This window comes from Microbispora sp. H10885 (genome assembly GCF_014161415.1).
Classification (GTDB): domain Bacteria; phylum Actinomycetota; class Actinomycetes; order Streptosporangiales; family Streptosporangiaceae; genus Microbispora; species Microbispora triticiradicis.
The window spans coordinates 432,609-457,959 of the sequence record NZ_JABBWY010000004.1 but is presented as its reverse complement, the minus strand read 5'-3'; the positions used below and the strand labels follow the sequence as shown (position 1 = coordinate 457,959).

Here is a 25,351-nt window from a genome sequence, read left to right as displayed (position 1 = left end):
AAGGTATCCGCCCGCTCCGACAATTCACGGCCGCCGGGGATCTCTCGCCGTACGGTACCGCGTCTCCTCGGCCGTACGGCGCCGCGGACGCTCAGGCGAAGAACTCCGTCAGGATGCGCGCCAGTGCGGCCGGCCGCTGCAGCACCGCGTGGTCCTCCCCGGGCATCACCCGCAGTTCGGCGCCCGGGAGGGCCGCCGCGACCGCCTCCGTCGCCTTCGCGAGGCCGGGCGAGGTCTGGTCGCCGTAGACCGCCAGCACCGGCACGCCGACCCCGGCGACCCGCTCGTGCGGCCTCCCCTGCCAGGGCGCGGTGACCAGCACGTCGTACGGCAGGCTGGGGGCCTTGTCCGCCATGAACGCCCATCCCTCGCCGGCCTTCATCCCGGCGATCACCTCGGCCGGGACGCCGACCGCCTCACGGAGGAACAGTTCGGTCGCGCCGTCGCGGTCCCCGGCCGCGACCAGCTCCCTGAGCCGGTCGTATACGCCGGCCACCGGGCCCGGCTGGTCCTCGTCGGCGTGGTACGGCGGTTCGTAGACGGCGACCCGGTCGATCGGCAGCCCGCGCCCGGCCGCCTCAAGCACAAGGATGGCGCCGGAGGAGTGGCCGAACACCGAGGCCCGGCCGCCCGCGTGCGCGATGACGGCCGCCAGGTCGGCGACCTCGTTCGCCACCTGGTAGTCCTCGCTCCTGTCGTCACTGGCCCCCCGGCCGCGCCGGTCGTAGGTCAGCACGGTGAACGCCGGTGCGAGTTCGGCGGCGAGCGCGGCCACGGTCGAGCGGTCGTTGAACGCGCCGCCGACCAGGATGACCGGCGCGCCGTCGCCGATCGTGTCGACGGCGAGGGTTGTGCCGTCCTCGGAGGTGATGGTCTCGGTCATGTCTGCCGGCCTTTCGGGTTGGCTCACGGTCGGGCTCAGGAGTGGGGCTTACGGCCGGGTGAAGGTGACGTGGGTGACGCCGCTGGGAGTGGACACCGACTCGACGCGGAAGCGCTTCTCGAGTTCCTCCAGCCCGTCCCACAGTCGCTCGCCGCGGCCCAGGACGATCGGGACGACGGCGACGTGCATGTGGTCGACCAGGTCCGCGGCCAGGAACTGGCGGACGGTGCTCGGCCCGCCGCCGATGCGCACGTCGAGGCCGCCCGCCGCCTCGCGGGCCTGACGCAGCGCCTCCTCGGGGGTGGCGTCGACGAAGTGGAAGGTGGTGCCCCCTTCCATCTCCACGGAGGGCCGGGGGTGGTGGGTCAGGACGAAGACCGGCGTGTGGAACGGCGGGTTCGGCCCCCACCAGCCGTTCCAGTCGTGGTTCTCCCACGGGCCCCGCTGCGGCCCGAACTTGTTGCGGCCCATGATCTCCGCCCCGATGCCCGTGTCCCACGTGCGGACTATGGCGTCCTCGACCCCGGTGCTCCCGCCGGTCTTCCCCTGCATGGCCTGGAAGGTCCGCGTCTCGAAGAACCACTCGTGCAGGCGTTCGCCCGCGTGGCCGAACGGCTCGTCGAGGCTCTGCCCCTCGCCGGTGGCGAAGCCGTCCAGGGAGACGGCGAAGTTGTGCACCCTGACACGTGACATGGTTGATCTCCCGATCTCCACAGGTGATTGCGGATTGCAATCACTAAGAAGGAGCGTAGACTGGGTGATTGTAAAACGCAACCAGTTGGAGGTCGGCGATGCGAGACGAGCCCCGGTCGGGCTGCCCGATCAACGGATCGGTGGAGGCGCTCGGAGACAGGTGGAGCCTCATCGTGCTGCGCGACGTGATCTTCGGTGGGCGCCGGCACTTCCGCGACCTGCTCGCCAACTCCATGGAGGGGATCGCGTCGAACATCCTCAGCAGCCGCCTCAAGGCCCTCGTGGCCAAGGGACTCCTGACCCACGAGGAGGCGGGGCGCGGACGACGGGGGACCTACAGTCTCACCGAGGCGGGCATCCAGACGGTCCCGATCATGGTCGCGCTCGGCTCCTGGGGCCTGCGCCATCTCCCGACGACACCGGCGCTGGCCATCCGGGCGCGGTTGCTGGAGGAAGGCGGCCCGCCTCTCTGGGAGGACCTGATGGACGAGCTGCGCGAGGCGCACCTCGGCGTCCCCCGCCCGGACCCCGGCCGCCCCCGCGCGTCCCAACTGCTCCAGGACGCGTACGAACGGGTCCTGGCGACGTCATCGACAATGGAAACATGACATCCGAAGTCGTCGAACTCAGTCATGTGGTCCGGCACGGCATGATCACCTATCCGGGCCTGCCCGCACCGGAGATCACCGATCACCTGGCGCGCGAGGACTCCCGGGGCCGTTACGCCCCGGGCGTCGAGTTCCAGATCGGCCGCATCGCGATGGTGGCGAACACCGGCACGTACCTCGACACTCCGTTCCACCGGCTCGCGGAGGGCGAGGACCTGGCCCAGATCGACCTGTCCCGGCTGGTCGACGTCCCCGGTCTGCTGATCGACGTCTCCGGCTCCCCCCGGCGCGGCATCGGCGTCGACGCGTTCGAGGGCCACGACGTCAGGGGGCGCGCGGTCCTGCTGCGTACGGGCTGGGACAGGCACTGGGGCAGCCCGGCCTACGGCGACCCGGAGCATCCCTTCCTGACGGCGGACGCGGCCGCCCTGCTCGCCGACCGGCAACCGGCCGTCGTCGGCATCGACAGTGTCAACATCGACGACATGGCCGACGGGCTCCGCCCGGCCCATACCGCCCTGCTCACCGCGGGCGTTCCGATCATCGAGCACCTGCGCGGACTGGAACGGCTGCCGCAGACCGGGTTCCGGCTCCACGCGGCGCCCATCGCCGTGTCCGGCATGGGCACGTTTCCCGTCCGCGCGTACGCCCTCGTCCCCTGACCTCCTTATCCTCAGGCGTACAGCATGGGCAGGTCGACCAGGAGGACGCGGGGGTCGCGGGCGGCGGCCTCGGTGAGCGCGGGATCGAAACCGGCGCCGCTGTAGAGCGCGAGCACCGTGTCGCGCGTGTCGAGCCCTCGCATGTGCAGCTGGTCCCTGGCCTGCGCCAGGCGCTTCAGGTGGCCGACGTTCATGGTCTGCGACCACTTCGCCTCGCCGACCGACAGGAGCCGGCGCGGGTGGTCGTCCTGCGGCGCGAGGGCGATCACGTCGACCTCGATGTTCTGCCCCCTGCCGCCGCCGGGGGCGATCCCCGCGGCGACCTCGGTGGCGTACTCGCCGTCCCAGTCGTGGGCGAGCGCGAACTCCCGGCAGACGTGCTCGAAGTGCGGGCCCACCACCTGCGCCGCGAACCTGGCTCCGGCGCCCCGCCACACCCGGTCGGCCCATCCCCGCTCCAGCAGGCTCCAGGCCGGACGCATGATCGCCTCGTAGAACGTGACGAGCGGCTCGGCGACCCGGTAGAGCGAGCGCTTGCGGATGGGGTCGATCTCCTTGCGGATGAGCCGGCAGTCCTCCAGCACGGCGAGCGGATGGGCGATGTCGGTCGCCTTCCGCTCCATGTGCCCCGCGATGCCGCCCCGCGTGTTGTTCCCGGCCGCGATCGCGCCCAGGACAGCGTGGTAGAGCGCCTCGTCGCGGATCTCCATCTCGTTCGTCAGCAGGTATCGGGCCTCGCGGAAGAGCGGCACCGCGGGGTCGAGCACCCGTCTGACCACCCAGTCGTCGAGATCCTCGCCCGGTGCCTCGTGGTCGACGAAGCCGGTCCGGTACGCCGGCGTCCCGCCCACGATGGCGTTCACCTGGAGCGCGAGCCGGGGGTCGTCGATTCCCCAGAACCGCCGGGCGAGCCGATGGTCGAAGGGCTGCACCACCAGGTCGAGCGACGCCCGCCCGCGCAGCGGCGCCTGCCCGGCGAGCAGCCTCCCCATCACCGACATCGCGGACCCGGCGAGCACCAGACGCACCCGGCTCCCGGTACTCCGATGCGCGCCCCGCCCGTCGATCTCCCGCTGGAGGATCGAGGGGATCGAGGGATCGGCCTTCGTCAGGTACGGGAACTCGTCGAGGACGATCAGCCGGTCACCGCAGTGATCCAGCAGATGGACGACGGCCTCGTCCCAGTTGGCGAACGCCAGCGTGCCCGGCACTCCCAGGTAGGCCGCGACGGCCGTGCCGAACTGCCGGAGCGCGTCGGCCGACGTGGACTCGACGGCCACGAAGTAGAAGCCGCCGTAGACGTCGGCGAGCGCCTGCAGGAGGAACGTCTTGCCCTGCCGGCGGCGGCCGCTCACCACCGCCAGCCGCATCTCCGGGCTCGGCGACTCGGCGAAGGCCGTGAGGGCGGCCCATTCGCGATCACGGTCGAAGATGTGGGCGGGCTTCATGGCCGCTCCCGGTATAAGTGCGCTTCTTATAAGTGGACTTCTTAGAAGTGTACTTATACAGATGGCAATCTCAGTGGTCCGGCGCGAAGTGGGAGAGGACCTCGGGGTTGGCCATGGCGTCGCGGTTGGCCGCCCGGTCGACGGGCGTGCCGAGCAGGATCTTCCGTACGGGGACCTCCAGCTTCTTGCCCGACAGCGTGCGGGGGATGCCGGGGACCTCGTGGATCTCGTCGGGCACGTGCCGGGGCGACAGTTCGGTGCGCAGGGCCGTACGCAGCCGGGAGATCAGGTCGTCGGACAGCGCCGTGCCGTCGGCGAGCGTGACGAAGAGCAGCAGCCTGCCCTCCTGGCCGAGTTGCCCGGTGTCGATGACCAGGCTGTCGGCGATCTCCTCGAACCGCTCCACGACCCGGTAGAACTCGCTGGTGCCCATGCGCACCCCGCCGCGGTTCAGGGTGGAGTCGGACCGGCCGTAGATGACGCAGCCGCCGTCCGGGAGGATCTTGATCCAGTCGCCGTGCCGCCAGACACCCGGATAGTCGGCGAAGTACGACTCCCGGTACCGGTCACCGGAGGGGTCGTTCCAGAACATGACCGGCATGGACGGCATGGGCCGGGTGATGACGAGTTCGCCCACCTCACCGATGATCGAGGCCCCGGAGGGGTCGAACGACTCGACGGACGCGCCCAGGCAGCGGCACGGGATGACGCCGGCCCGGATCGGCAGCAGCGGCACCGGGCCGACGAACCCGGTGCACACGTCGGTGCCGCCGGAGAACGAGCCGAGTTGCACGCCGGGCCCGACCTCGGAATAGACCCAGGCGAACCCCTCCGGCGGCAGCGGCGAGCCGGTCGAGCCGATGCCGCGCAGCCGGTCGAGGCCCTCCGGCTTCAGCCCGGCCTTCATGGACGCGACGATGTACGGCGCGCCGGTGCCGAAGTAGGTCACGCCCTCCTCGGCGGCGAGCCGCCACAGGGCCTCGGTGCCGGGATGGGCCGCGCTGCCGTCGTACAGCAGGACGGTGGCGCCGGCCAGCAGGCCGCCGATGAGGTAGTTCCACATCATCCAGCCGGTGGTGGTGTACCAGAAGAACACGTCCCCCTCGCCGAGGTCCTGGTGGAAGGACAGCGACTTGAGGTGCTCCAGGACGATTCCGCCGTGGCCGTGGACGATCGGCTTGGGCAGGCCGGTGGTGCCCGAGGAGTAGAGCACCCACAGCGGATGACCGAACGGCACCCGCTCGAACTCCAGCGGCGCGAACTCGGCGCGCAGGTCGTCCCAGCTCGGCGCGCCGTCGGGCGCCTCCGCGCCGAGCCGGGGGATCCAGACGGTCGCCCGCAGCGTCGGCAGCTTCCCGGCGATCTCGCGCACCACCTCCGACCGGTCGTACGCCTTGCCGCCGTAGCGGTAGCCGTCCACCGCGATCAGCACCTTCGGCTCGATCTGCGCGAAGCGGTCGGTCACGCTGGGCGCGCCGAAGTCCGGCGAGCAGGAGGACCAGATCGCCCCGAGCGAGGCGGTGGCGAGGAAGGCGATGAGCGCCTCGGGGATGTTCGGGACGTAGGCCGCGACCCGGTCGCCGAGCCCGACGCCGAGCCGCACCAGCCCCGCCCGGACCCGGGCGACCTCCTCGCGGATCTCGCCCAGCGAGTACTGCCAGCGGCTGCCCGACTCGTCGCGGAAGACCACCGCCGTACGGCCGGGGTGGCCGCGCAGCGCGTTCTCGGCGTAGTTGAGGGCCGAGCCGGCGAACCATTCGGCGTCCGGCATCGTTCCACGGATGACGGGCCCGTCGCCACGCGTGCCGATCACGCCGAAGTAGTCCCAGATGGACGTCCAGAAGTCGGCCGGAGACTCGACGGACCACTTCCACACGTCCTCGTACGTACCGGTGTGGCCCAGCCGTTCCATGTACCGGGTGATCCGGGCGGCACGCACGACGTCGGGCGTGGGTTCCCAGAGCAGAGCGCCTTCCTCGACCATGCCCCCCATCTTCGCCATGCCCGGGCCAGGTGTCACCCTCGTGGCCCACACAGAACACCCCTGTCATATGTGGGTTCTGAGCTGGTCGATCGCGATGCGGGCGGCGGCCCCGATCGCGGCGTCGGCCCGCGGCTGGTTCTGCGCCGTGCTGAGCGACCGGGTGAAGACCGCCACGGCGTAGCGCCCGCCGTCGGGATACTCGACCACCCCGACCTCGTTGCGGAGCGTGGGCAGCGTGCCCGTCTTGCCGCTCACCGCGACGTCGTCGAACGGGAAGCCCGAGGCCAGCCGGTGCGGCCACACCTGCAGCGCCATGAGGCGGCGGACCGCCGCGCAGGAGGCGGCGCCCGCCGCCTCGTCCCGCCAGATCATGGCCAGCAGCCGGGTCATCTCGCGTGGCGTGCTCCGGTTGCTCCGCTCCGGATGGAGCGCGCGCAGCCGTGCCACCACCTCGGGGTCCGCGCACGCCTGCATCAGGGCGGCCTGGTCCGCCACACCCGCGTCCTCCCACAGGCTGGTCAGCATGTCGCGGCAGTCGTGCACCACCCGCGTCTCCGTGAGCCCGAGGCCGTCGAGCAGCGTGTTGACCGCCTCCCGGCCCACCCGGGCCAGCAGCACGTCGGCCGCGGCGTTGTCGCTCACCGTCATCATCAGGTACGCCAGGTCGCGCAGCGACAGCGTGGCGTCGTCGAGCATCGCCGCCAGCCCGGTGCCCCCGCGCGTACGGCCCTCCGCCGGCACGCGGACGAGCCCGGCGAGGTCGAGCAGCCCGCGCTCGGCCTGGCGGTGCAGTTCCACCAGCAGGGGCAATTTGAAGACCGACGAGAGCACCACCGGCTCGCCGGCCCGCAGGCCCACCTCGCGCCCGCCGTCGACGTCGACGGCGTGCAGCCATCCGGTGACGCCGGCGTTGCGGAAGACGCGCTCCAGCGGATCCACGCCGGGGCTCACGCGAGGAACCCGGTCGCCGGGCGCGGCGCCACACGGGGCGTGGGCGGCGCTCCCTCGTCCACCATGCCCGCGCTCTCCTTCAGCACCCGTACGGCCACGGCCGTGAAGTCTCGCACGTACGGCCCCGGCTCGGCCCGCCAGGCCGGGAGGCAGCGCCAGGCCAGCGGCGTGCCCGCGAGCGGCCGCCACACCACTCCCGGCGTCTCCGCGGGGGCGCCGAACGCGACGGCCGTGCCGGACAGGACCAGGCCGAGGGCGAACTCCGCGCGGTCGGTGCAGGTGATCGCGGCGGGGACGAATCCGCCGCGGCGGCAGGAGGCCAGCGTGTCGTCGTACAGGCCGGGCTCGGCGTCCCGGGGGAACAGCACCAGCTCCCGCCCGGCCAGGTCGCCGAGGTGCACGGTCGCCCAGGCGGTGAGCTCGTCGTCCTCGGCCAGCAGGACGCCCGGATGACGGACGAGCACGGGCCCGTAGGCGAGCCCGTCCGCGGCGACCGGATGCCGCAGCAGCCCGACGTCGAGCCTGCCCTCCAGCAACGCGGCGACCTGCGCGGCCGTGCCCATCTCGGCGGGCGACAGCCGTACGTCGGGGCGTCGGTCGCGGAACCCCGCGATGAGCGCGGCGAGCACGGGTGCGCCCAGGTCGGCGGGCACGCCCGCACGCAGGACCGCCGCGTCGCCGCGCGCCAGGTCGGCCATGAGGTCGCGCATCCGCTCCACCCTGGCGACGATCTCACGGGCCTCGGGCACCAGCAGCCGGCCCGCCTCGGTCAGCGCGACCCGGCGGCTCGACCGCTCGAACAGGCGCATGCCCAGCTCCTCCTCCAGACGCCTGATGCGCTGGCTCAGCGGCGGCTGGGCCATGCCCAGCCGCGCGGCCGCGTTCCCGAAGTGCAGCTCTTCCGTCACGACGAGGAAGTAGCCGAGATGCCGGACAAGGTCCACGAGCTGGGAGCATATCCAAATCGCACATGAAGCGCGTTGATATCCATATTGGACATACTCCCGGCCGGTCTGCTGCCCTTGACGCGCACTCGACTCGAAGGGGGACGCATGAGAGAGCGAAGGCGGTGGCCGTATGTCACGGCGGGGGTGCTCGTTCCGGTGGTGGCCGCGGGGGCGACCATCTGGGCGCTGCGGACGAAGGGCTCACCCGAGGAGACCGCGCGGGACTTCCTCGCGGCCTGGTCACGCTCGGACTACGCGGCGATGCGCGCACTCACCGCCGGTCCGCCGGCCTCTTTCGAGAGCACCTACCGCCGCTTCCACGACGACCTGAAGCTGACCGGGCAGCGATTCCAGGTGAGGGATGTCCAGGAGGAGACCGTGCGGTTCCGGGCACGGCTCACCGGCCCGCTGCCCATCGCGTACGACGGCAGGCTGCGGCTGGTCGAGAGCGACCGCGCCTGGAAGGTGGCCTGGACCCCGGCGGCCGTCCACCCGCGGCTGACCGGCGGCGTGCGGGCCAGGCTCACCACGGTGCCCGCCGAGCGCGCCCCGACGACCGCCGCGGACGGCACCCGCATCGACACGCCGGACGCTCCGGGCTCCGTGCAGCAGCTCGTCGAGGCACTCCGCGCGCGGTACGGCTCCCGCCTGGACGGCACCGCGTCCGCGCGGGCCGACCTCGTCGACACGCGGACGGGCTCGAAGGTCGTCACCCTCGCCGAAGGCGGGGCGAAGCCCGGCGAGCCGCTGCGGACCACGCTCGACCTGCGGGTGCACCGGGCGGGGGCGCGGGCCCTGGACGGCGTGGACAAACCCGCCTCGCTCGTCGCGCTGCGCCCGTCCACGGGCGAGGTCCTCGCGGTGGTGAACAAGCCGGGCGGCTACAACCGCGCCCTGCTCGGCGCGTATCCGCCCGGCTCCACCTTCAAGGTGGTGACGGCCTCGGCCCTGGTCGCCGGTGGCGTCACGCCCGGCCAGACCGTCGAGTGCCCCGCCGAGAAGACGATCGGCGGCTTCCCGTTCCACAACGCCGAGCACCACGACTACGGCACGCTGCGCTTCGTCGACGCCTTCGCCCATTCGTGCAACACCACGTTCGGCGCCATGGCGGTGGACCGCCTCGGCGCGGACCGCCTGACCAAGGTGGCCGCCGACTTCGGGTTCGGCGCCACCATCAAGATCGGTGTGCCCGCCGTGGACGCCGCCTTCCCCGCGCCGCGCGACGAGACCGACCTCGCGTCCGCCGCCATCGGCCAGGGGCGCGTCCTGGCCAGCCCGCTGAACATGGCCGCGGTCGCGGGCGCCGTCGCCGCGGGCACCTGGCGCCAGCCCCGGCTGGTCCCGGCCTCGCTCGTCCCGGACGCCACTCCTCCCCGCCGGCTGGAGCCGGCGGTCGTGTCCGCGCTGCGGAGGCTGATGCCCGCCGTGGTCAGCGAGGGCACGGCGAGCGGTGTCTCCTTCCCGCCGGGCGCCGCGGGCAAGACCGGCACGGCCGAGTACGGCTCGGGCGAGGCCGGGTCGGGCGAGGCCGGGTCGGGCGAGGCGGGGTCGAACGACGAGCCGCCCACCCACTCGTGGTTCATCGGATACAGGGGCGACCTGGCCTTCGCGGTGGTGGTCGAGGGCGGCGGCACCGGCGCTGAGGTCGCCGCCCCGGTCGCCGCCCGCTTCCTCAGGGCGCTCTGAGCGACGACCGTACGCTCGTCGACCTCCTCCGCAGCGGCCGGAAGGCCGGTTCCGATCGTCGGAACCGGCCTCTCGGCCCGGCAGGCGAGCCGGGGTGGTTCAGTACACCTCGCTCCTGTTGTTGTTGATCTCGTCCAGGATCCGGATCGCGTCGCCGTAGCGGTCCCCGTTGCCCGATACGGGAAGGGCGAGCGTTCCGGCGGCGAAGAGAGCCGCGTCACGGACGGTGTGGACGCCGTTCCGGAGGCCCGCAGCCGAGGAGACCGTCGTGTCGGCGTTGACGCGCCGGGTGGCCAGGTTGAAGTAACCGGCGAGAAGCTGGGTGCGCAGGATGTTCACCTGCGGGCCGCCCGCCGTCAGGACGGCCGTGACCTCGGCCGGCGACAGGGCGCCGTCGGCGGTCGAGCCGTCCGCCCTCTCGAAACGCTGGTCGGTCGCCTGGATGCGGGCGAGGATCTCGCCCGTCCACTGCTGCGAATGGTTCTTCCAGTACCCCTGGCTCAGCGGGTCGCGCGTCGCGGGCACCTGGGTGATCCTCGTCGTGGCCGACGCGGTCACGGGCGCGTACGTGCAGCCGTTGGCGTTGGTGAACGTCACCCGGGCCGTGTTCTCGACCGTGCTCCCCGGCGCGGCGAGCAGGCTCGGCCGGGCCGTGTACTCGATCGCCTTGCGGCCCGAGGCGCCGGCGACTCCGCCCACGTGCCACACGAGGGTGCGGGTGCCGTCCCCGTTGAGGGTCACCTCGGGCGCGGGCCCGGCTCCCGTGTCCAGCGCCCTGCTGTAGTACACCCCGGCGGGAAGGACGTCGGTGACCACCACGTCGTCCGCGCCGCCGCTGCCCGTGTTCTCGTACGTGATCCGGTAGGTGATCGCCTCGCCCGCGTTGACCGACGGGGTGGCGGTCTTCGACACCGCGAGCACCGGCGCGTGCACGGTGGTCGTGACCGTGCCGGAGCCGGAGAAGGCGTTGCCGAGCATGTCCTTGGCCGTGGCGGAGGCCCTGTTCGTCAGGACCGTGCCGTCCTCGGCGGTGCACGGCACCTCCACGCTCACGTGGCGCGTCGCACCGGCTCCGACGGGGAGCAGGCCGATGTCGAAGACGGCGCGCGTCCCGTCGGGTCGGACGTCGGTGAGCTCGGTGGAGAGCGCCGGGCCGCGGCCCGTATTGGTGACCTTCGCGTCGTAGCCGACGGTGTCACCGGGGTTGGCGCCTGCCGGGCCGGTGGTGTCCACGGCCGGTTCCGGCCGGACCAGCGGGGCGAGGAACGCGCGGTTGTCGCGGACGGCGTCGGGGTCGGGCTCGCCCTCGGTGGGCCTGCCGGCCGTCGGGAAACCGTCGATGGTCCGGAACCCGTAGAAGATCCTGTTCCAGTCCTCTGAGCCGTTCAGTGTTCCCAGGATGGCCGCCTCGCCGGGGTCCTGGGTGCCGTTGCCGTTCGCGTCGTTGAAGTCGCCGTTGATGTTCGCGGACACGTTGGCGGTCGGCAGCGGCGGCCCGCACGTCGCGCCGGACAGTCCACCGCCGTCCCAGTCGTTGCCGCCCGCGCCGGCGACGCCGATTCCCGCGCACTCGTCCAGGCCGGGCGGCAGCACCTCGTTGAGCGGCGAAAGGGCGACGCGGGAGTAGTCACAGCCTCCCGGGACCACTCCGGGGAACGCCGGGACGCTGCAGTCCTGGAAGGTGTAGTTCATGAGGCTCAGGTAGTTGGGCTTGTTGTTGACGCTGTCGCCGCCGCCGTGCTGCAGGCCGAGGGTGTGGCCGAACTCGTGCATGAGCGTGCCCGCCTGCTCGTTCTGCGTGCCGACCGAACGGCCGCCGGCGTCGGTCCCCCAGCAGGCGCCGCCCCCCGCGTTCGTGCCGCCCAGGGCGACGATGAAGTTCACGCCGGGGATGCCCTTCGCCCAGCCGCTGGTGCAGTCGTTGGCCGCGGACCGGTAGTTGGTCTGGTGGACGAACAGCGCGTAGCGGAAGAGGAGGTCGCGGGCCTTGTTCATGTTCTTCAGGGTGAAGAAGTTCGTCGCCGGCCTGCCGGCGGCTCCGTCCCAGTCGACCACCGTGTTGCCGGCCTCCGCGATCCGGTCGCCGCCGCCTCCGTAGTTGCCGAAGGTGCCCACCGGTGCCGCCGCCCCTGCACGCGGCACCGTGGTGGCGGTTCCCGGGGCCTGGCGGAACATGTTGCCGACGTCGACGTGCAGTTGGAGCCCCTTGGTGCCGTCGGCGTTGTCCACGGGAGCGTCGGCGAACGCCTGGACGACCGATTGGACCGCCCCCTGAGCCGGGCAGTGGTCGTGGTCGGCGGCGGCCAGGCAGTCGACCTCCAGGAACAGGTCCTTCCGCAGCGGGTCGGCGCCCATGCCGGGGAGGTCGACGTCCACGGTGCCGTCGCCGTCCGCGTTGTAGCCGTTGCGCTCCCATCCGTCGAGCAGGAAGTCGCCGTCGGAGTCGCCGCTGGTCGACTCGGTGCTGACGTCGAAGCACACCTTGACGCGGGGTTCGTCGTCGTCTCCGCCGTCCCCCGTCGAACACGACTGGGGCCAGTTGACCTGGTCTTCCTGGCCGGTGTGGTCGATCCACTTGCCGTTGTAGTAACTGACCCTGAAGTCGAGGTTGTTGTCGTCGTCGCGCGGGCTCGCGTCGCCGAGGTCGTCGCCGGAGCTGTCGTCCCTGTCCCAGATCTGGATGGTGACCGGCACGTTCACCACGCTGTCGGGAACCTGCGTCGACACCACCCAGAACGGGTCGATGCTTCCGTTGTTGTCGATGATGGGGGTGGACGGGTCGTCGTCGCTGCTACCCGGTGGCTGTTTTACGCCGTTTATCCACACTTTGGCGTAGAAATCGGCGTGGCCTTCCAGCGCGGCCTCCAGCCCTTCCTCGTCACAGTCGTCCACGCACTCCACATGGGTGATGGTGACGGAGAAGGGGCGCGTACCGGCGGCTCGGGCGGTTCCACCGGCAAGGTTCATCGCGAGCATCCCGAGGAGAAGCACCGCGACGGCTGAGATTCGACTGATCATCGCGAATCCTTGCGTAGGAGATTTGCGCTCAGGATCGATCGCGTGATCAGGCCTGCCAAGAGTATCCGTATACTCACCTAACTCCGCGGATCACCAACCTTCCGCCGAGACAGGGTCGTGTCGGGGCACCGGCACAGGTCGACGTCTCAGCGGCCCGTACGGCCGGCCGGGGTGGTCAGGCGGGCGACGGCCGCGACGACCTCGGAGGAGTTGGCGAGGTCGGGCAGCACGATGTCGGCGCCCGCCTCGTGCAGCTCGGCCGGGGTGGACCGGCCCGAGGCCACGGCGATCATCGCCGCGCCGCCGATCCGCGCCGCCTGGACGTCGCGGGCGGAGTCGCCGACGAGCACGGTGTTGCCCGCGGTGAAGGCGGCGCCGTGCCGTTCCCTGGCCCGGCCCTGGGCGACCTGCAGCAGGGTGGCCTTCGGGTAGACCTCCTCGCCGTACCCGCCCACCTCGAAGTCGATCCACTTGTCCAGGCCGAAGGCCTTGAGCTTGTGGACGGCGTTGCTCTTGACGGTCCCGGTGAGCACCGACTGCACGACGCCGTCGAGGCGGGAGACGGCCTTGAGCGCGTCCCGTGCCCCGGGCATCGCACGCCCCTCCCTGGTCAGCCGGTCACGCCGTTCGGCGAAGCAGACGGCCAGCGCGTCGAGGAACCTCGGCAGGTGGTGGTCCTCGACGGCGATGCCGTTGACGGCCAGGGTCTCGAAGACGATCTCGGAGTCGGGGCGGCCCGCCGCCGGCGCGAGTTTCACCAGCGGCCGTCCCGTCACCATCCGGAAGGCGGCCGCGTAGGCGTCGCGGGTGACGATGGCGACGTCGACGAGCGTGAGGTCGACGTTCCAGAGAACGAGGCGGTTGATCGCGGCCTCCGTGGGGGGTGCGTCGGGGATCGTGCCCAGCGTACGGCCCACGGGCGGGGCAGACGATGCCGCAGGCCGTCACCGGCATACCGAATGTGCGATCCGGCGCCCGCGGGTACGCGACCCGGACCGGCCCGACGGGAGGTGGGCCGGGCTTCGACGGCTCCTCGACGTGGAGGAACGCCAGGCCCGCCGGGACGCGTGAGCCCGGGCGGCCGTCAGACGAAGTCGAGGGCGTCGGCCAGCGAGTCCACCACCGGGACGCCGACGCCCTCCAGGTCGGACCGCCGCGTCATGCCGCCCGTGTAGAGGACCGCGCGGGCGCCGACGTGCAGGGCGGCGTGGGCGTCGTCCACGCTGTCGCCGATGACGACGACCTTCGCCGAGTCGATGCCCAGCGCGCGCAGGTGCTCGACCATGTGCTCGGCCTTGTGGCCCCCGGACGCGGAGCGCAGCCCGTCGACCCGCCGGAAGTGACCGTCGATGCCGAACTCGCCGACCTTCCGGACCAGCCGCTCGTGGCCCCACATGGACAGCAGCGACTGCGTGCGGCCCGACTCGTCCCAGGCGCGCAGGCTCGACAGCGCGCCCTCGGCGAGATTGCAGACCTCCATCAGCCGGTGGTAGTGCTCGTGGAAACCCGTGTCGAGCAGCTCCCACTCGCCCTCGCGCAGCGGCCGGCCGAGCATCCGCTCGTACGCCACCCAGATCGGGCGGGTGTAGACCTCGCGGAAGCCCTCCACGTCGTACGGACCGAGGCCGTACGACTGGAAGAGCTCGTTGGTCGCGCCGATGACGGCGTCGACGTCGTGGAAGAGCGTCCCGTTCCAGTCCCAAACAATGTGTGTCATCTCGTCTCAAGCTTAGACGGCGCCTGTGACGAAATCGTGAACGCCGCCGGTCAGCTCAGCAGATCGGGGATCTCCTGTGTGGCGTACCAGAGCAGCTCGTGGTCCTCCACGCCGTCGACGACGAACCGCGCGTCGTCGTCCCCGCCGTCGGCGGCGGGCAGCGCCGCGATCGCCGCCTCGACGTCCGGCACGGCGGCCGGGTCGTCCACGTGCACCGCGGCGAGCAGCTTCAGCGGAACCGGCTCGACGACCCGGACGCGGGCGCGTTCCTCCAGGGCGGCCCCGACCTTCACGGTCTCGTCCGGCACCTCGGCCGCGAGGACCACCCGCCGTGCGGCGCCTTCTCCGTCACCGGCCACCGGGCCGGCGGCCAGCAGGCGCAGCGAGGCGCGGGCGGCCTCGGTGAGCGCGACGTACTCAAGTTCCTCGGTGTCCCCCGAGGCGTACCACTCGATCAACGCGGGGGTGACCGCGAAGCCGGTCAGCGGAGCCGGACCCAGCTCACCGGCGGCGACGACGCGCGCCAGCGCGGGCAGCGTGGACGGCAGATACACGCGCATGCGTTCCTCGACTCCATATCGGTGCGGCCGGGACACCCCCGGCCCGTCCCTGCGGCTGAATCTACAGACCGGGCGGCTGCTCCGCGGAGCGTGCCGCGCGCAGCGGCACGCCGAACAGGCGCTCCATCTCGGCGATGGTCGCCGTGGGATCGGTGTGGTGGACGCCGACCAGCCCGAGGGCCCGCGCCGCCGTGATGTTCGCCTCGATGTCGTCGACGAACACGCACTGCCCCGCCTCCAGCGCGAGCAGGCCGAGCGCGTGGTGGAAGATGCGCTCCTCCGGCTTGCGCATGCCGACCTCGCCGGAGATGACGACCGCGTCGAAGATGGCCTCCCAGCCCTCGCGCGTGTAGTGGTCGCCCCACGAGTTCGACACCAGGCAGGTGCTCAGCCCCGCGACGCGGGCCAGGCGCAGCATCTCGTTCATCTCCTCGACCGGCCGGAACCCGGCGAACATCCGGGTCAGCAGGCCGTCGGCCTCGGGCGGGCCGCCGTCGAGGGTGACCAGGCGGGCGGCCAGCTCGCGCTCGAAGTCGAAGATGGGGATCTCGCCGCGCTCCAGCGCGTGGATCGGGTTCTCTCCGCCTGACTGGACACCGGCCTGGTAGGCCTGGGTGACCAGCGCGCGCATGACCTCCCGGTAGTGCCGGGGGTCGATCCGGTCGGCCTCGATCCACTCCACGATGGACTCGGTCAGGCTCGTCGTCAGAACCCCGCCCCAGTCGATCAGCACACCCTTGAGCACCGCGCCTCCCAGCCGACGTGCCTCTCAAATATAGGTCTCCCCCGGCGACCGCCCCACCCAAGCCCACGCGGGACCAGGCGGCCAGGGGCACAGGCGGGCAGGGATCAGGCGGGCAGGGATCAGGCGGCAGGGCTCAGCGGGACTGGGCGAAGACGCGCTGGGCCACCTTGAGGTGCTCGGGGGACCGCAACGCGCCGGGGTCGGTGCGGATCGGCCCGAAGAGGCCGCGCCTCTCCTTCAGCCGCAGGATCCGCAGCACCGACTCGTCGATCCTGCTTTCGGAGATCCGCCCCGACCTGACCGCCTTGAGGATGGCGTCGTACGCCTTCGGGAGGTTCGGCGGCATGAGGAGCATGTCGGCCCCGGCGAGGACCGCCCGCACGACCACCTCGCTGTCGCCGTACTTCTTGCGCACCCCGGCCATGTCCAGCGCGTCCGTGCTGATCACGCCGCCGAAGCCGAGTTCGTCGCGGAGCAGGCCGGTGAGGATGCGGTGCGACAGCGTCGCCGGGTCGCCCGAGGGGTCCAGCTGCGGCATCACCACGTGCGCCGACATGACGACGTCCACGCCGTGGGCGATGGCCGTGCGGAACGGCGGCGCGTCCAGCGTCCGCCACTTGGACATCGTGTGCTTGATGACCGGGAGGCCGGTGTGGCTGTCGACGGAGGTGTCGCCGTGGCCGGGGAAGTGCTTGGCGACGGAGGCCACCTTCGCCGCGTGGAAGCCGTCGACGGCCGCGCCGACCATCGGCGCCACCTTCTTCGGGTCCGAGCCGTAGGCGCGCGGCCCGATGACCGGGTTGCGGGGGTTGACGTTGACGTCGGCGACCGGGGCGAAGTCGAGGGAGATGCCGAGGGCGCGGAGTTCCTCACCGGTGACCCGGGCGACGTCCCGCGCGTTGGCGGTCTGGCCGGTCGCGCCGATCTGCGCCGCGCCGGGAAGCTTGGTGACCAGGGCGCGGAGCCGGGAGACGATGCCGTTCTCCTGGTCTACGCCGATCATGAGCGGCGCGCCGCCGTCCTCGCGGGCCGCCTCGCGCAGGCCGGTCGTGAGCGCCGCCACCTGCCCGGCCCCCGACACGTTGCCCGCCCAGTCGAACAGGATCACCCCGCCGGGCCGGAACTTCTCCACGACCTCCGCCGGCGTCGCCACGCCGTACCGCGCCTGGTTCTCCTTGCTCGGCCCTCCTGCCTTCGGGCCCCACACCACGACGGTGAACAACTGCGCGACCTTGTCCCGCAGGTTCATCGAGGCGAGCGTCCGCTCGGCCAACCCCTTCGACGCCCCCTCCGCCGACGCCTCCGACGACGACGCAGCCGACGACTCGGCCGGGGTGGCGGCGGTAGAGGCGGCGGAGGATGCCGCCGCGGACGCGGACACCGGCGCGGCCGCGCCCCGCGAGGCCTGCGCGCCCGCGGCGCCGGTTCCGGACGAGCATCCGGCCACGAGGAGGGCGGCGAGCATGACCCCGCCTTGTCTGAGTCCTGGCACGCCTTTTACCGTAACCGCACCTCCGGCCTGCTCACCCACCGGCTCGCGGACCGGTATGGGCGGCGTCACGAGGTGCCCGCCGCCCACGCCGTACGGATCAGAGCCCGAGGTCCTCCAGGCCGGGCAGCACCGCACGCGCGGCGGCCTTGGCGTCCCGCGCGGAGGTGGCGGACCGGGCCGCGGCGGCGGCGGAACGGCACTCGCCGAGTGTGTGCCGGGCCAGTGCCGCACGCACCCACGGGAGCGCGGGAGCGCCCATCGACAGCGAGGTCACCCCCATGCCGACGAGCACGCAGGCGAGCACCGGATCGGCCGCCGCCTCGCCGCAGACCCCGCACCCCTTGCCCGCCTCGGAGGCGGCCGAGGCGGCCATGGCGATCAGGTCGAGCACCGCCGGATGCCACGGGTCCTGCAGCCCGGCGACGGCGCTGACCTGGCGGTCGGCCGCGAGCGCGTACTGCGTGAGGTCGTTAGTGCCGATCGAGAAGAAGTCGGCGGCCCGGATGAGGTCCGCCGCGCGCAGCGCCGCCGACGGCACCTCGATCATGATTCCCGCGCTGTCCAGCCCCGCCGTACGGCAGGCCTCGGCGAACCACTCGGCCTCCTCGGCCGTGGCCACCATCGGTGCCATGACCTGGACCTTGGCGGACGTGCCCGCCGCGGCGGCGGCCAGCGCGCCGAGCTGGGCGGCCATGATCTCGGGGTAGCGGCGGAACATGCGCAGGCCGCGTTCCCCGAGCGCCGGGTTCGGCTCCTCCTCCGGCGGCGGCAGGAACGCGAGCGGCTTGTCGGCCCCGGAGTCGAGCGTGCGCACCACCACCCGGCCGCGGGGGAACGCCTCGAACACCGCGCGGTAGGCCTCCTCCTGCTCGTTCGCGGACGGCGCCGACGCGCGGTCGAGGAAGAGGAACTCGGTGCGGTAGAGACCGACGCCCTCGGCGCCGTGTTCGAGAGCGCCGGGCAGGTCGCGCGGGCCGCCGATGTTGGCGAGCAGCGGCACGGGGTGGCCGTCGGCGGTCGCGCCGGGGCCGTCGGCCGCCGACAGCGCCGCGCGCCGCGCCTCGACGGCCCGGCGGGCCGCCGCGACCCGGTCCGGGCCGGGGGCGAGCAGCACCTCACCCGAGCCGCCGTCCACCAGCACGGGGGTGCCGGGGGCGATCGCGGTGGCGCCCGCGCAGCCGACGACGGCGGGCACGCCCATCGCGCGGGCGAGGATCGCGGTGTGGCTGGTCGGCCCGCCCTGCTCGGTGACGAACGCGGCGACCACGTCCTTCGACAGCAACGCGGTGTCGGCCGGGGCGAGGTCCCTGGCGACGAGCACGAACGGCTCGGCGGCGCTCGCCGGCACGCCGGGCATGGGCAGGCCGGTGAGCACGGCGATGGTCCGGTCGCGGATGTCGTCGAGGTCGGTCACCCGCTCGGCGAGGTAGCCTCCGGCCGCGGCCAGCAGGTCGCGGTACTTGCCGAAGGCGTCGAAGACGGCGCGCGGGGCGGCCACGCCCCGGTCGATCAGCGCGCCCACCTCCGCCGCCAGGCTGGGATCGCGGGCCATCAGCGCCTGCGCGCCGAGCACCTCCTGGGCCTCCCCGCCCGCCCTGGCGCCGCGCGCCTCGAGGTCGGCGGCCACCTCCTCGACCGCCCGCTCGGCGCGCGCCCGCTCGGCGGCGGCGTCGCCGCCGTGGCGCGACTCCTTGTCCGGCTCGGGGATCTCCCCCGCCAGCACGTGGGCCGGGCCGTATCCGGCGCCGGGGCTGACCGCCGTGCCGGTGAGCGACCCCGGGCCGGTCACCGCCTCTCCCCTGCCGGGCGCCTCCCGGCCCGTCTCCCCGCCCCCCGTGAGGGCCGCCGGACCGGTCACCCCGTCCCCCGCTCCCGAGCCGGTCGCCCTGTCGCCCGCTCCCGTGAGCGGCTCCGGGCCCGTCGCCTCGCCGCCCGACGGCGTCCGCCGTGTGCTCACCGCGCGTCCGCCGGCGTCAGGGGGCCGCGGCGATCTGGGCGAGTTCGTCGAGCAGCGCGTCGGCCCCCTCGCCCTCCGCGCTGATGACGATCGACTCCCCCTGCCGCACGTCGAGCGCCAGCACCGACAGGATGCTCTTCGCGCTCACCGGCGCGCCGCCCGCCTTGGCGATGGTGACGTCGAACGACGCCTTCGCCGCGGTCTGCACGAACGTCGCCGCCGGGCGGGCGTGCAGCCCGACCTCCGACGTGACACTGACTCTGCGCTCGGCCACGTTTTCTCCTCACTCCGCGCGGTGGTCTAGACCGCGGGTGGTTCCGTCAAAGGCCAGTCAATACCCGACATGTCAGGGATTACCAGATCAGCATGCGACAGTTCATCCGGGTGATGCGTGGTGGCCACCGCTACGCAGGTCATACCCGCCGCCTGGGCCGCCTCGATGCCCGCGAGCGAGTCCTCGAACACCACGCACGCGGCGGGGTCCACCCCGAGAAGGTCCGCGGCCAGGAGATAGCCGGACGGATCGGGCTTGCCCACGGTCACGTCCTCAGCGGACACGATGGTCCGGACCACCTCCAGGACCCCGATCTCGGTCAGCCTTTCCACCGCCCAGTCCCGATCCGCCGAGGTCACCAGCGCGAGCGGCGACCCGTGCCCGGCGACCCGCAGGACCAGGTCGGCCGCGCCCGGCACGGGCACGATGCCGGGCAGGTCCGGATGGCCGTAGTAGGAGGAGATCTCGTCCATCAGCGCCCGCGCGTCCATGTCGGGGAACACCTCGGGGATGACGTCGGAGCCGCGGCGGCCCATGAAGCGCCGCAGCAGCGTCTCGTCGTGGGCGATCCCGTGGCTGTCCAGGAGCATCCGCCACAGGGCCCGGCTGCGTATCTCCGTGTTGATCAAAGTGCCGTCGAGATCGAAGAGCGCGGCCTTCACGACGGCCTCACGCCCACTCGAACAGCGTGTCGCCCGCGTTCACGCTGCCCTCGGCGATCCCGCCGACCGCGTCCCGCACCGCGTCGAGCGCCACCACCGGGCAGACCGGTGACCGGCCGCCCGCCTCCACGACCGCGGGGTCCCAGGCCACCACCGGCTGACCGGCCCGTACGCGGTCGCCCTCGGCGGCGAGCAGGCGGAAGCCCTCCCCCTTGAGCTGGACGGTGTCGATGCCGAGATGCACCAGCACGCCCCTGCCGTCGTCGCCCACGACGACGTACGCGTGGGGGTGCAGTTTCACGATCGTGCCGTCGATCGGGGCCAGGGCCTCGACGGGCTCCCTGCGGGGGTCGATCGCGGTGCCGGGGCCGACCATCGCCTGGGAGAACACCGGATCGGGCACGGCGGACAGCCCGATGGCCGCCCCCGCGACAGGGGCGAGAACAGTCGTCAATGAAGCGCCCTTCCCTGAGGTTCCGGGCAGGCGTCACGCAGGGGCCGCCGGAGACCCGTGAGGGACGGGCGAGGGACCGGCGGGCCCGTCGTGACCTGCCGGTTCAGCCGATGATGTCCTCGATGTCGCTGGCGATGGTGTCGGCCTCGGGCCCCACCACGACCTGGACGACGTTGCCCGCGGCCATCACTCCGTGGGCGCCGGCCGCCTTGAGCGCGGCCTGGTTCACCTTCGACGCGTCGTGCACCTCGGTGCGCAGCCGCGTGATGCACGGCTCCACCTCGATGATGTTGTCGGCGCCACCGAGCCCGGCGATGATCGCCTCGGCGTCTGCAGCCATGGGGGTCCTCCTGGTATTCGGTCGGTCCGTCGTTCAGTCGGTCTGGGTGACCTTCTTCAGACCGCGGGGGGAATCAGGGTCGATACCGAGCCTGCGCGCGAGCGCCTCGGTGAGCAACTGCCCCGGGACGATGAGTCCCAACGGCGCCACCCACTCGGGCAGGTCCGGACCGTTCAGCGCGGCGGTCGAGGCCGCGGCGAGCCACTCGCCGCCCCCGACGCCGTACGCGGCGGCGCCCGCGCCGGTGACCCGCTCGGCCAGCGCGACGGTGCCCGCGAGTGTGGGGCCCTGTCCGGACGCGACCAGGATCGCCGGGGTGTCGGCGTCCACGACCGCGATCGGGCCGTGCAGCAGGTCGGCGTACGAGAGGCCCATCGCGTGCAGGTAGCACGCCTCCTTGAGCTTGAGCGCGAGCTCCAGGGCGGTCGAGAACGCCAGGCCGCGGCCGGAGACGACGACGCCGGGCTTGTCGGCCAGGCCCTCGACCACGGCGTCCAGGTCGCCGGGGTCGGAGACGAGCTTCTCCACGGCGTCCGGCACCCGGCGCAGGTCGTCGGGGTCGACGTCGGCGCCGAGGCCGATGGCGAGCACGGCCAGCGCGGCGAGCTGGGTCGTGTAGGTCTTCGTGGCCGGGACGGCCTTCTCCTCGCCGGCGAGCGTGCACAGCGCGAGGTCGGCCGCCTGCGCCAGCGGCGAGTCCTCGCCGCCGTTGGTGACGGCGACGGTCCGCGCGCCGCAGTCCTTCGCCCACTGGAGGGTCTCGACGATCTCCTCCGTACGGCCGGACTGGGACAGGCCCACGGCCAGCACGCCGTCGAGGTCGAGTCTCCGGCGGTAGGTGGTGGCGATCGAGGGGGCGCCCAGCGCAGCCATCCGGCCCGTCCGCGCCTCGATCAGGTAGCGGCCGTACACCGCCGCGTTGTCCGAGGTCCCGCGGGCGACGAAGAGCAGGTGCCGGGTGCCGCGGGCGACGGCCTCGACCTCGCCGGTCCGCGGGAGCAGGGCGTCCAGCGTCGCCCGGATCGCCGCGGGCTGCTCGGCGATCTCACCGCGCATTCTGGTCGTCATCAGTGATCATCCCCTGCTTGGCGAGATTTGTCTGTTATGGATCCGTCGCCGGCCCATACATTGACACATATTTCCCGGCTGTGGTCTAGTCCGGACTAGACCAGTAAGAACCTTAACTTATCCACACGATCCGGAGCGAGAGGGGAGGGATCAGTGGCCGAGATCGATCCGGACAGCCCGGTGCCGAAGTATTTCCAGCTACGGGAGATCCTGCTCGACCTCATCGAGAACAACGAGCTGCCGATCGGCGCGGCGATCCCCTCCGAACGCGACCTGAGCCAGCGCTTCGACCTGTCTCGTATGACGGTACGGCAGGCCGTCGACCACCTGGTGTCCGAGGGGCGGCTGCACCGTGTGCCGGGCAAGGGCACGTTCGTGGCGCGGCCGAAGATCGAGCTGGCCCTCCAGCTCACCTCCTTCACCGACGACATGCGGGCGCGCGGCATGGAGCCGGGCTCCCGCGACCTGGACCGGCGGGTGGTCCGGGCCAGTGCCCACCTCGCGCGGCAGCTCGGCATCCAGCCGGGCGACGCCGTCCACTTCATCGAGCGGCTGCGTACGGCGGACGGGGAACCGCTGAGCATCGAACGGGCCCATATCCCGGTCAAGCTCGCGCCCGGACTCGATGAGTTCGACCTGACCGGACGATCCCTGTACGCCCTGCTCGAGTCGCGCTACGCGCTCGTGATGGACGCCGGGGAGCTGACCATCGACGGCGGCGTCGCCGATCCGAGCGACGCCGACCTGCTCAAACTGCCCCGGGGCGGGGCCGTGCTGCTGCTGCAGCGCCGGTCCTTCGCCGGCGGGGTCTGCGCCGAACTCGGCGTCTCGACCTACCGAGCCGACCGCTACCAACTCCGGACGCTCCTCGGAGCCCCGGCCAGACGCCTCTAGTGCCGTGACCGCCAAGATTTGCCCGAAAGGAGCGGTGTCCAGAGTGGTGCATCGCAAGGCGGAGGAGGAGCTCGTAGCGGAGCTACGAGCGACGACGACAACGCAGCGAGGTGCCGCTCTGGGCGACGCGACGGGCAAAGATTGGCGGGAGGGGCACCAGCTACCCCCATCCTGGAGGAACAGCCCATGAGTTCCACCTCCGCCGACGCGGGCCTGCCGGCCGCACCCTCGGGCCAGAACGCGGTGATGACCGCACTCTCCCGCATCGGCCGCTCCCTGATGCTTCCGATCGCGGCGCTGCCCGCCGCGGCGCTCCTCCTCCGGATCGGCCAGGACGACCTGCTCGGCCGTACGGACAACGCGACCCTGGACAAGATCGCACAGGTCATCGGCGGCGCGGGCGGCGCCCTCTTCGACGCGCTGCCGCTGCTGTTCGCGGTGGGTGTCGCGGTCGGCTTCGCCCGGCGGGCCGACGGCTCCACCGCCCTGGCGGCCGTGGTCGGCTACCTCGTCTGGGACCGGGTCACCCACCTGATGTTCTTCGACGCCGCCGCGGACGCGGCGGTGCACAAGAAGGTGGCGCAGTCCGTCCTGGGGGCGGACGGCAAGCCTGCCGAGGCGCTCAACCTGGCGTCGGCCAACCCGACCGGAGTGCTCGGCGGCATCCTCATGGGCCTCGTCGCGGCCGTCCTGTGGCAGCGGTACTACCGCACGAAGCTGCCCGCCTACCTGGCCTTCTTCGGCGGGCGGCGCTTCGTGCCGATCCTCACCGCGCTGGCCGGGCTCGTCCTCGGCGTCGTCTTCGGCCTGATCTGGCCGCCGATCGGTGAAGGGCTGTCCAACTTCGGCAGCTGGCTGGCCAACAACTCGACGCTCGGCGCGGGCATCTACGGGATCGTGAACCGGGGCCTCATCCCCTTCGGCCTGCACCACTTCGTCAACTCGATCGTCTGGTTCACCGTGCCGGAGTGCACCGTCGGGGCCACCCACGCCGCGGGCGACCTGAACTGCTACTTCGCCGGGCAGGACGGCGCCGGCGCGTTCATGGCGGGCTTCTTCCCGGTCATGATGTTCGGCCTGCCGGCCGCCGCCATCGCGATGTGGCGGGCCGCCCCGCCGCACCGCCGCGCCACCGTCGGCGGCATCATGATCTCCTCGGCGCTGATCTCCTTCGTCACCGGCATCACCGAGCCGATCGAGTTCGCGTTCATCTTCGTGGCGCCGGTGCTGTTCGCGGTGCACGCGCTGCTCACCGGCGTCTCGATGGCCCTGGTCGCGTTCCTGGACGGACGCCTCGGCTTCGGGTTCTCCGCCGGAGCCATCGACGCCGCGCTGAACGCGACGAAGGACAACACGCACAACTTCTGGCTGATCATGCTGATCGGCGTCGTCTACTTCGTCCTCTACTACGTGATCTTCAGCTTCCTCATCAAGAAGCTGAACATCATGACGCCCGGCCGGGAACCCGAGCCCGATGTGGACTCCGGGGAGAGCACCGAGACAGCGCGCGCCCGCGCCTGACGCGTCACGTCCCCCTCGCGGGGAAGCAGGGGCGCCCGGTGATCCCGGGCGCCCCTGTCGCGTTCTCCACGGATTCCGGATGACCTCAATGTTCTCCGTCATGTTCCGGTAACAGGGGATGTTCCCCCAGCTCGGCCGGATCTTCCTGGACGAATGGCAGCACACGGCGGCGACTCTCGGCAAAGTTGGCGACCCCGGTATCAGGCGGGATGACCGAAATCTCTATTAGGCGTCAGAACCCGGCGCGCGAGAGCGGAGTCCCGATGCCCAAGCCCGTCCCCCTGCCACGGCTCGCGTCCGTCCCCCCGGCCGATCCTCCGTACGACGAGCAGGACGGCGGCCCGGTCACCTACGGCGCGCTCGCCCTCGCCCCGGCGACCCTCCCGGCGCCGCCCGTGTCCTACCCGTACGGGCGGCCGGGGGGCTCCCTCACCGACGAGCGCCGCCTGCGCGGGCTCGGCCAGGCGCTGGCGGAGATCCTGGCGGGCCGCAGGCCGCCGGAGACGGTGGCCGGCCGGCTCACCGAGCGGGCCTACCGCGAGCTGGTCCGGGCGGGAAAGATGATCGACACCGAGCGGCCGCCGCTGACCGGTCTCCCGCACGTGCAACGGCCTCTGGAGGGGGTCATCGAGATGTGCCTGCTGGTCAACTGCGGGCCGCGCAGCCGCGTGCTCGCCGTGCGGCTGGAGCGGCAGGGCATGCAGTGGCTGGTCACCGACTTCGAGACCGCCTGACCCCCCTGCCCCCGGCCCCCGACGCCCGGTCATGGGAGGACCCCGCCGGACAT

At 72.3% G+C, this 25,351-nt stretch carries 24 protein-coding genes; 6 read left to right on the top strand and 18 right to left on the bottom strand.

Going from position 1 to position 25,351, the window contains the following annotated elements; genetic code table 11:
* Positions 1 to 91: 91 nt before the first annotated feature.
* Both HHX37_RS13265 and HHX37_RS13260 read right to left on the bottom strand, forming a co-directional pair.
* Complete coding sequence (locus tag HHX37_RS13265; RefSeq protein WP_182885557.1) at positions 92 to 883, bottom strand: alpha/beta fold hydrolase; 792 nt, start codon at positions 881 to 883, stop codon at positions 92 to 94.
* A 48-nt stretch (positions 884 to 931) separates the two neighbouring features.
* Positions 932 to 1,576, bottom strand: coding sequence for a dihydrofolate reductase family protein (locus HHX37_RS13260; protein ID WP_111699377.1), 645 nt, complete (start codon positions 1,574 to 1,576; stop codon positions 932 to 934).
* Between the two features lie 98 nt (positions 1,577 to 1,674).
* On the opposite strand from HHX37_RS13260, the gene HHX37_RS13255 reads away from it, so the two are divergent.
* Entirely contained in the window at positions 1,675 to 2,184 is a 510-nt protein-coding gene (locus HHX37_RS13255) for a winged helix-turn-helix transcriptional regulator (protein WP_182879812.1), read from the top strand.
* Positions 2,181 to 2,846 carry a cyclase family protein gene (locus HHX37_RS13250; RefSeq protein ID WP_182885556.1) on the top strand — a complete coding sequence of 222 codons (666 nt, stop codon included), beginning with the start codon at positions 2,181 to 2,183 and terminating at the stop codon, positions 2,844 to 2,846. The genes HHX37_RS13255 and HHX37_RS13250 overlap by 4 nt, the downstream gene beginning before the upstream one ends.
* 11 nt (positions 2,847 to 2,857) lie before the next feature.
* Here HHX37_RS13250 and HHX37_RS13245 read toward each other — a convergent pair whose 3' ends face one another.
* The 4 genes from HHX37_RS13245 to HHX37_RS13230 form a co-directional block, all read right to left on the bottom strand.
* A complete protein-coding gene (locus HHX37_RS13245; RefSeq protein WP_182885555.1) occupies positions 2,858 to 4,294 on the bottom strand; it encodes an AAA family ATPase in 1,437 nt (478 codons plus the stop codon).
* Positions 4,295 to 4,364: 70 nt separating this feature from the next.
* On the bottom strand, positions 4,365 to 6,278 hold the full coding sequence (locus HHX37_RS13240) for an acetoacetate--CoA ligase (RefSeq protein ID WP_182885554.1): 1,914 nt from the start codon (positions 6,276 to 6,278) through the stop codon (positions 4,365 to 4,367).
* A gap of 63 nt (positions 6,279 to 6,341) precedes the next feature.
* Positions 6,342 to 7,229 carry a serine hydrolase gene (locus HHX37_RS13235; RefSeq protein WP_310737971.1) on the bottom strand — a complete coding sequence of 296 codons (888 nt, stop codon included), beginning with the start codon at positions 7,227 to 7,229 and terminating at the stop codon, positions 6,342 to 6,344.
* Positions 7,226 to 8,173 (bottom strand): LysR substrate-binding domain-containing protein, encoded by a 948-nt coding sequence (locus HHX37_RS13230; RefSeq protein WP_182885553.1) that lies wholly within the window; start codon positions 8,171 to 8,173, stop codon positions 7,226 to 7,228. Before HHX37_RS13230 ends, HHX37_RS13235 begins: the two co-directional genes overlap by 4 nt.
* Positions 8,174 to 8,281: 108 nt before the next feature.
* Between HHX37_RS13230 and HHX37_RS13225 the strand changes: the two genes are divergently transcribed.
* Entirely contained in the window at positions 8,282 to 9,862 is a 1,581-nt protein-coding gene (locus HHX37_RS13225) for a penicillin-binding transpeptidase domain-containing protein (RefSeq protein ID WP_182885552.1), read from the top strand.
* Between the two features lie 99 nt (positions 9,863 to 9,961).
* On the opposite strand, the gene HHX37_RS13220 is transcribed toward HHX37_RS13225, so the two are convergent.
* From HHX37_RS13220 to HHX37_RS13165, 12 genes are all read right to left on the bottom strand, one after another.
* Positions 9,962 to 12,880 (bottom strand): DUF11 domain-containing protein, encoded by a 2,919-nt coding sequence (locus HHX37_RS13220; RefSeq protein WP_182885551.1) that lies wholly within the window; start codon positions 12,878 to 12,880, stop codon positions 9,962 to 9,964.
* 146 nt (positions 12,881 to 13,026) lie between these two features.
* Positions 13,027 to 13,797, bottom strand: a complete 771-nt coding sequence (locus HHX37_RS13215) for an HAD family hydrolase (protein WP_310740354.1) — start codon at positions 13,795 to 13,797, stop codon at positions 13,027 to 13,029.
* A 167-nt stretch (positions 13,798 to 13,964) separates the two neighbouring features.
* The gene (locus HHX37_RS13210; protein WP_111699368.1) at positions 13,965 to 14,597 is read right to left on the bottom strand and encodes an HAD family hydrolase; all 633 of its coding nucleotides are present in this window, start codon (positions 14,595 to 14,597) and stop codon (positions 13,965 to 13,967) included.
* Positions 14,598 to 14,647: 50 nt separating this feature from the next.
* Positions 14,648 to 15,157, bottom strand: coding sequence for a DUF6912 family protein (locus HHX37_RS13205; protein ID WP_182885550.1), 510 nt, complete (start codon positions 15,155 to 15,157; stop codon positions 14,648 to 14,650).
* 61 nt (positions 15,158 to 15,218) lie between these two features.
* Positions 15,219 to 15,902 carry an HAD family hydrolase gene (locus HHX37_RS13200; protein ID WP_111699366.1) on the bottom strand — a complete coding sequence of 228 codons (684 nt, stop codon included), beginning with the start codon at positions 15,900 to 15,902 and terminating at the stop codon, positions 15,219 to 15,221.
* Between the two features lie 133 nt (positions 15,903 to 16,035).
* On the bottom strand, positions 16,036 to 17,394 hold the full coding sequence (locus HHX37_RS13195; protein ID WP_310740353.1) for a glycoside hydrolase family 3 protein: 1,359 nt from the start codon (positions 17,392 to 17,394) through the stop codon (positions 16,036 to 16,038).
* 97 nt (positions 17,395 to 17,491) lie between these two features.
* On the bottom strand, positions 17,492 to 19,183 hold the full coding sequence (gene ptsP / locus HHX37_RS13190; protein WP_182885678.1) for a phosphoenolpyruvate--protein phosphotransferase: 1,692 nt from the start codon (positions 19,181 to 19,183) through the stop codon (positions 17,492 to 17,494).
* A 184-nt stretch (positions 19,184 to 19,367) separates the two neighbouring features.
* Entirely contained in the window at positions 19,368 to 19,625 is a 258-nt protein-coding gene (locus tag HHX37_RS13185) for an HPr family phosphocarrier protein (protein WP_117410359.1), read from the bottom strand.
* A 26-nt stretch (positions 19,626 to 19,651) separates the two neighbouring features.
* Positions 19,652 to 20,287 (bottom strand): HAD family hydrolase, encoded by a 636-nt coding sequence (locus tag HHX37_RS13180; protein ID WP_182876931.1) that lies wholly within the window; start codon positions 20,285 to 20,287, stop codon positions 19,652 to 19,654.
* Positions 20,288 to 20,294: 7 nt separating this feature from the next.
* A complete protein-coding gene (locus HHX37_RS13175; RefSeq protein ID WP_117410361.1) occupies positions 20,295 to 20,741 on the bottom strand; it encodes a PTS sugar transporter subunit IIA in 447 nt (148 codons plus the stop codon).
* Between the two features lie 103 nt (positions 20,742 to 20,844).
* On the bottom strand, positions 20,845 to 21,081 hold the full coding sequence (locus HHX37_RS13170; protein WP_036329147.1) for a glucose PTS transporter subunit EIIB: 237 nt from the start codon (positions 21,079 to 21,081) through the stop codon (positions 20,845 to 20,847).
* 33 nt (positions 21,082 to 21,114) lie between these two features.
* Positions 21,115 to 22,149, bottom strand: a complete 1,035-nt coding sequence (locus HHX37_RS13165) for an SIS domain-containing protein (protein ID WP_182876932.1) — start codon at positions 22,147 to 22,149, stop codon at positions 21,115 to 21,117.
* A 153-nt stretch (positions 22,150 to 22,302) separates the two neighbouring features.
* Between HHX37_RS13165 and HHX37_RS13160 the strand changes: the two genes are divergently transcribed.
* From HHX37_RS13160 to HHX37_RS13150, 3 genes are all read left to right on the top strand, one after another.
* Entirely contained in the window at positions 22,303 to 23,043 is a 741-nt protein-coding gene (locus HHX37_RS13160; protein ID WP_182879801.1) for a GntR family transcriptional regulator, read from the top strand.
* Between the two features lie 186 nt (positions 23,044 to 23,229).
* Positions 23,230 to 24,564, top strand: a complete 1,335-nt coding sequence (locus HHX37_RS13155) for a PTS transporter subunit EIIC (RefSeq protein WP_182885549.1) — start codon at positions 23,230 to 23,232, stop codon at positions 24,562 to 24,564.
* A 263-nt stretch (positions 24,565 to 24,827) separates the two neighbouring features.
* Positions 24,828 to 25,298, top strand: a complete 471-nt coding sequence (locus tag HHX37_RS13150; protein ID WP_182885548.1) for an Rv3235 family protein — start codon at positions 24,828 to 24,830, stop codon at positions 25,296 to 25,298.
* Positions 25,299 to 25,351: the final 53 nt, after the last annotated feature.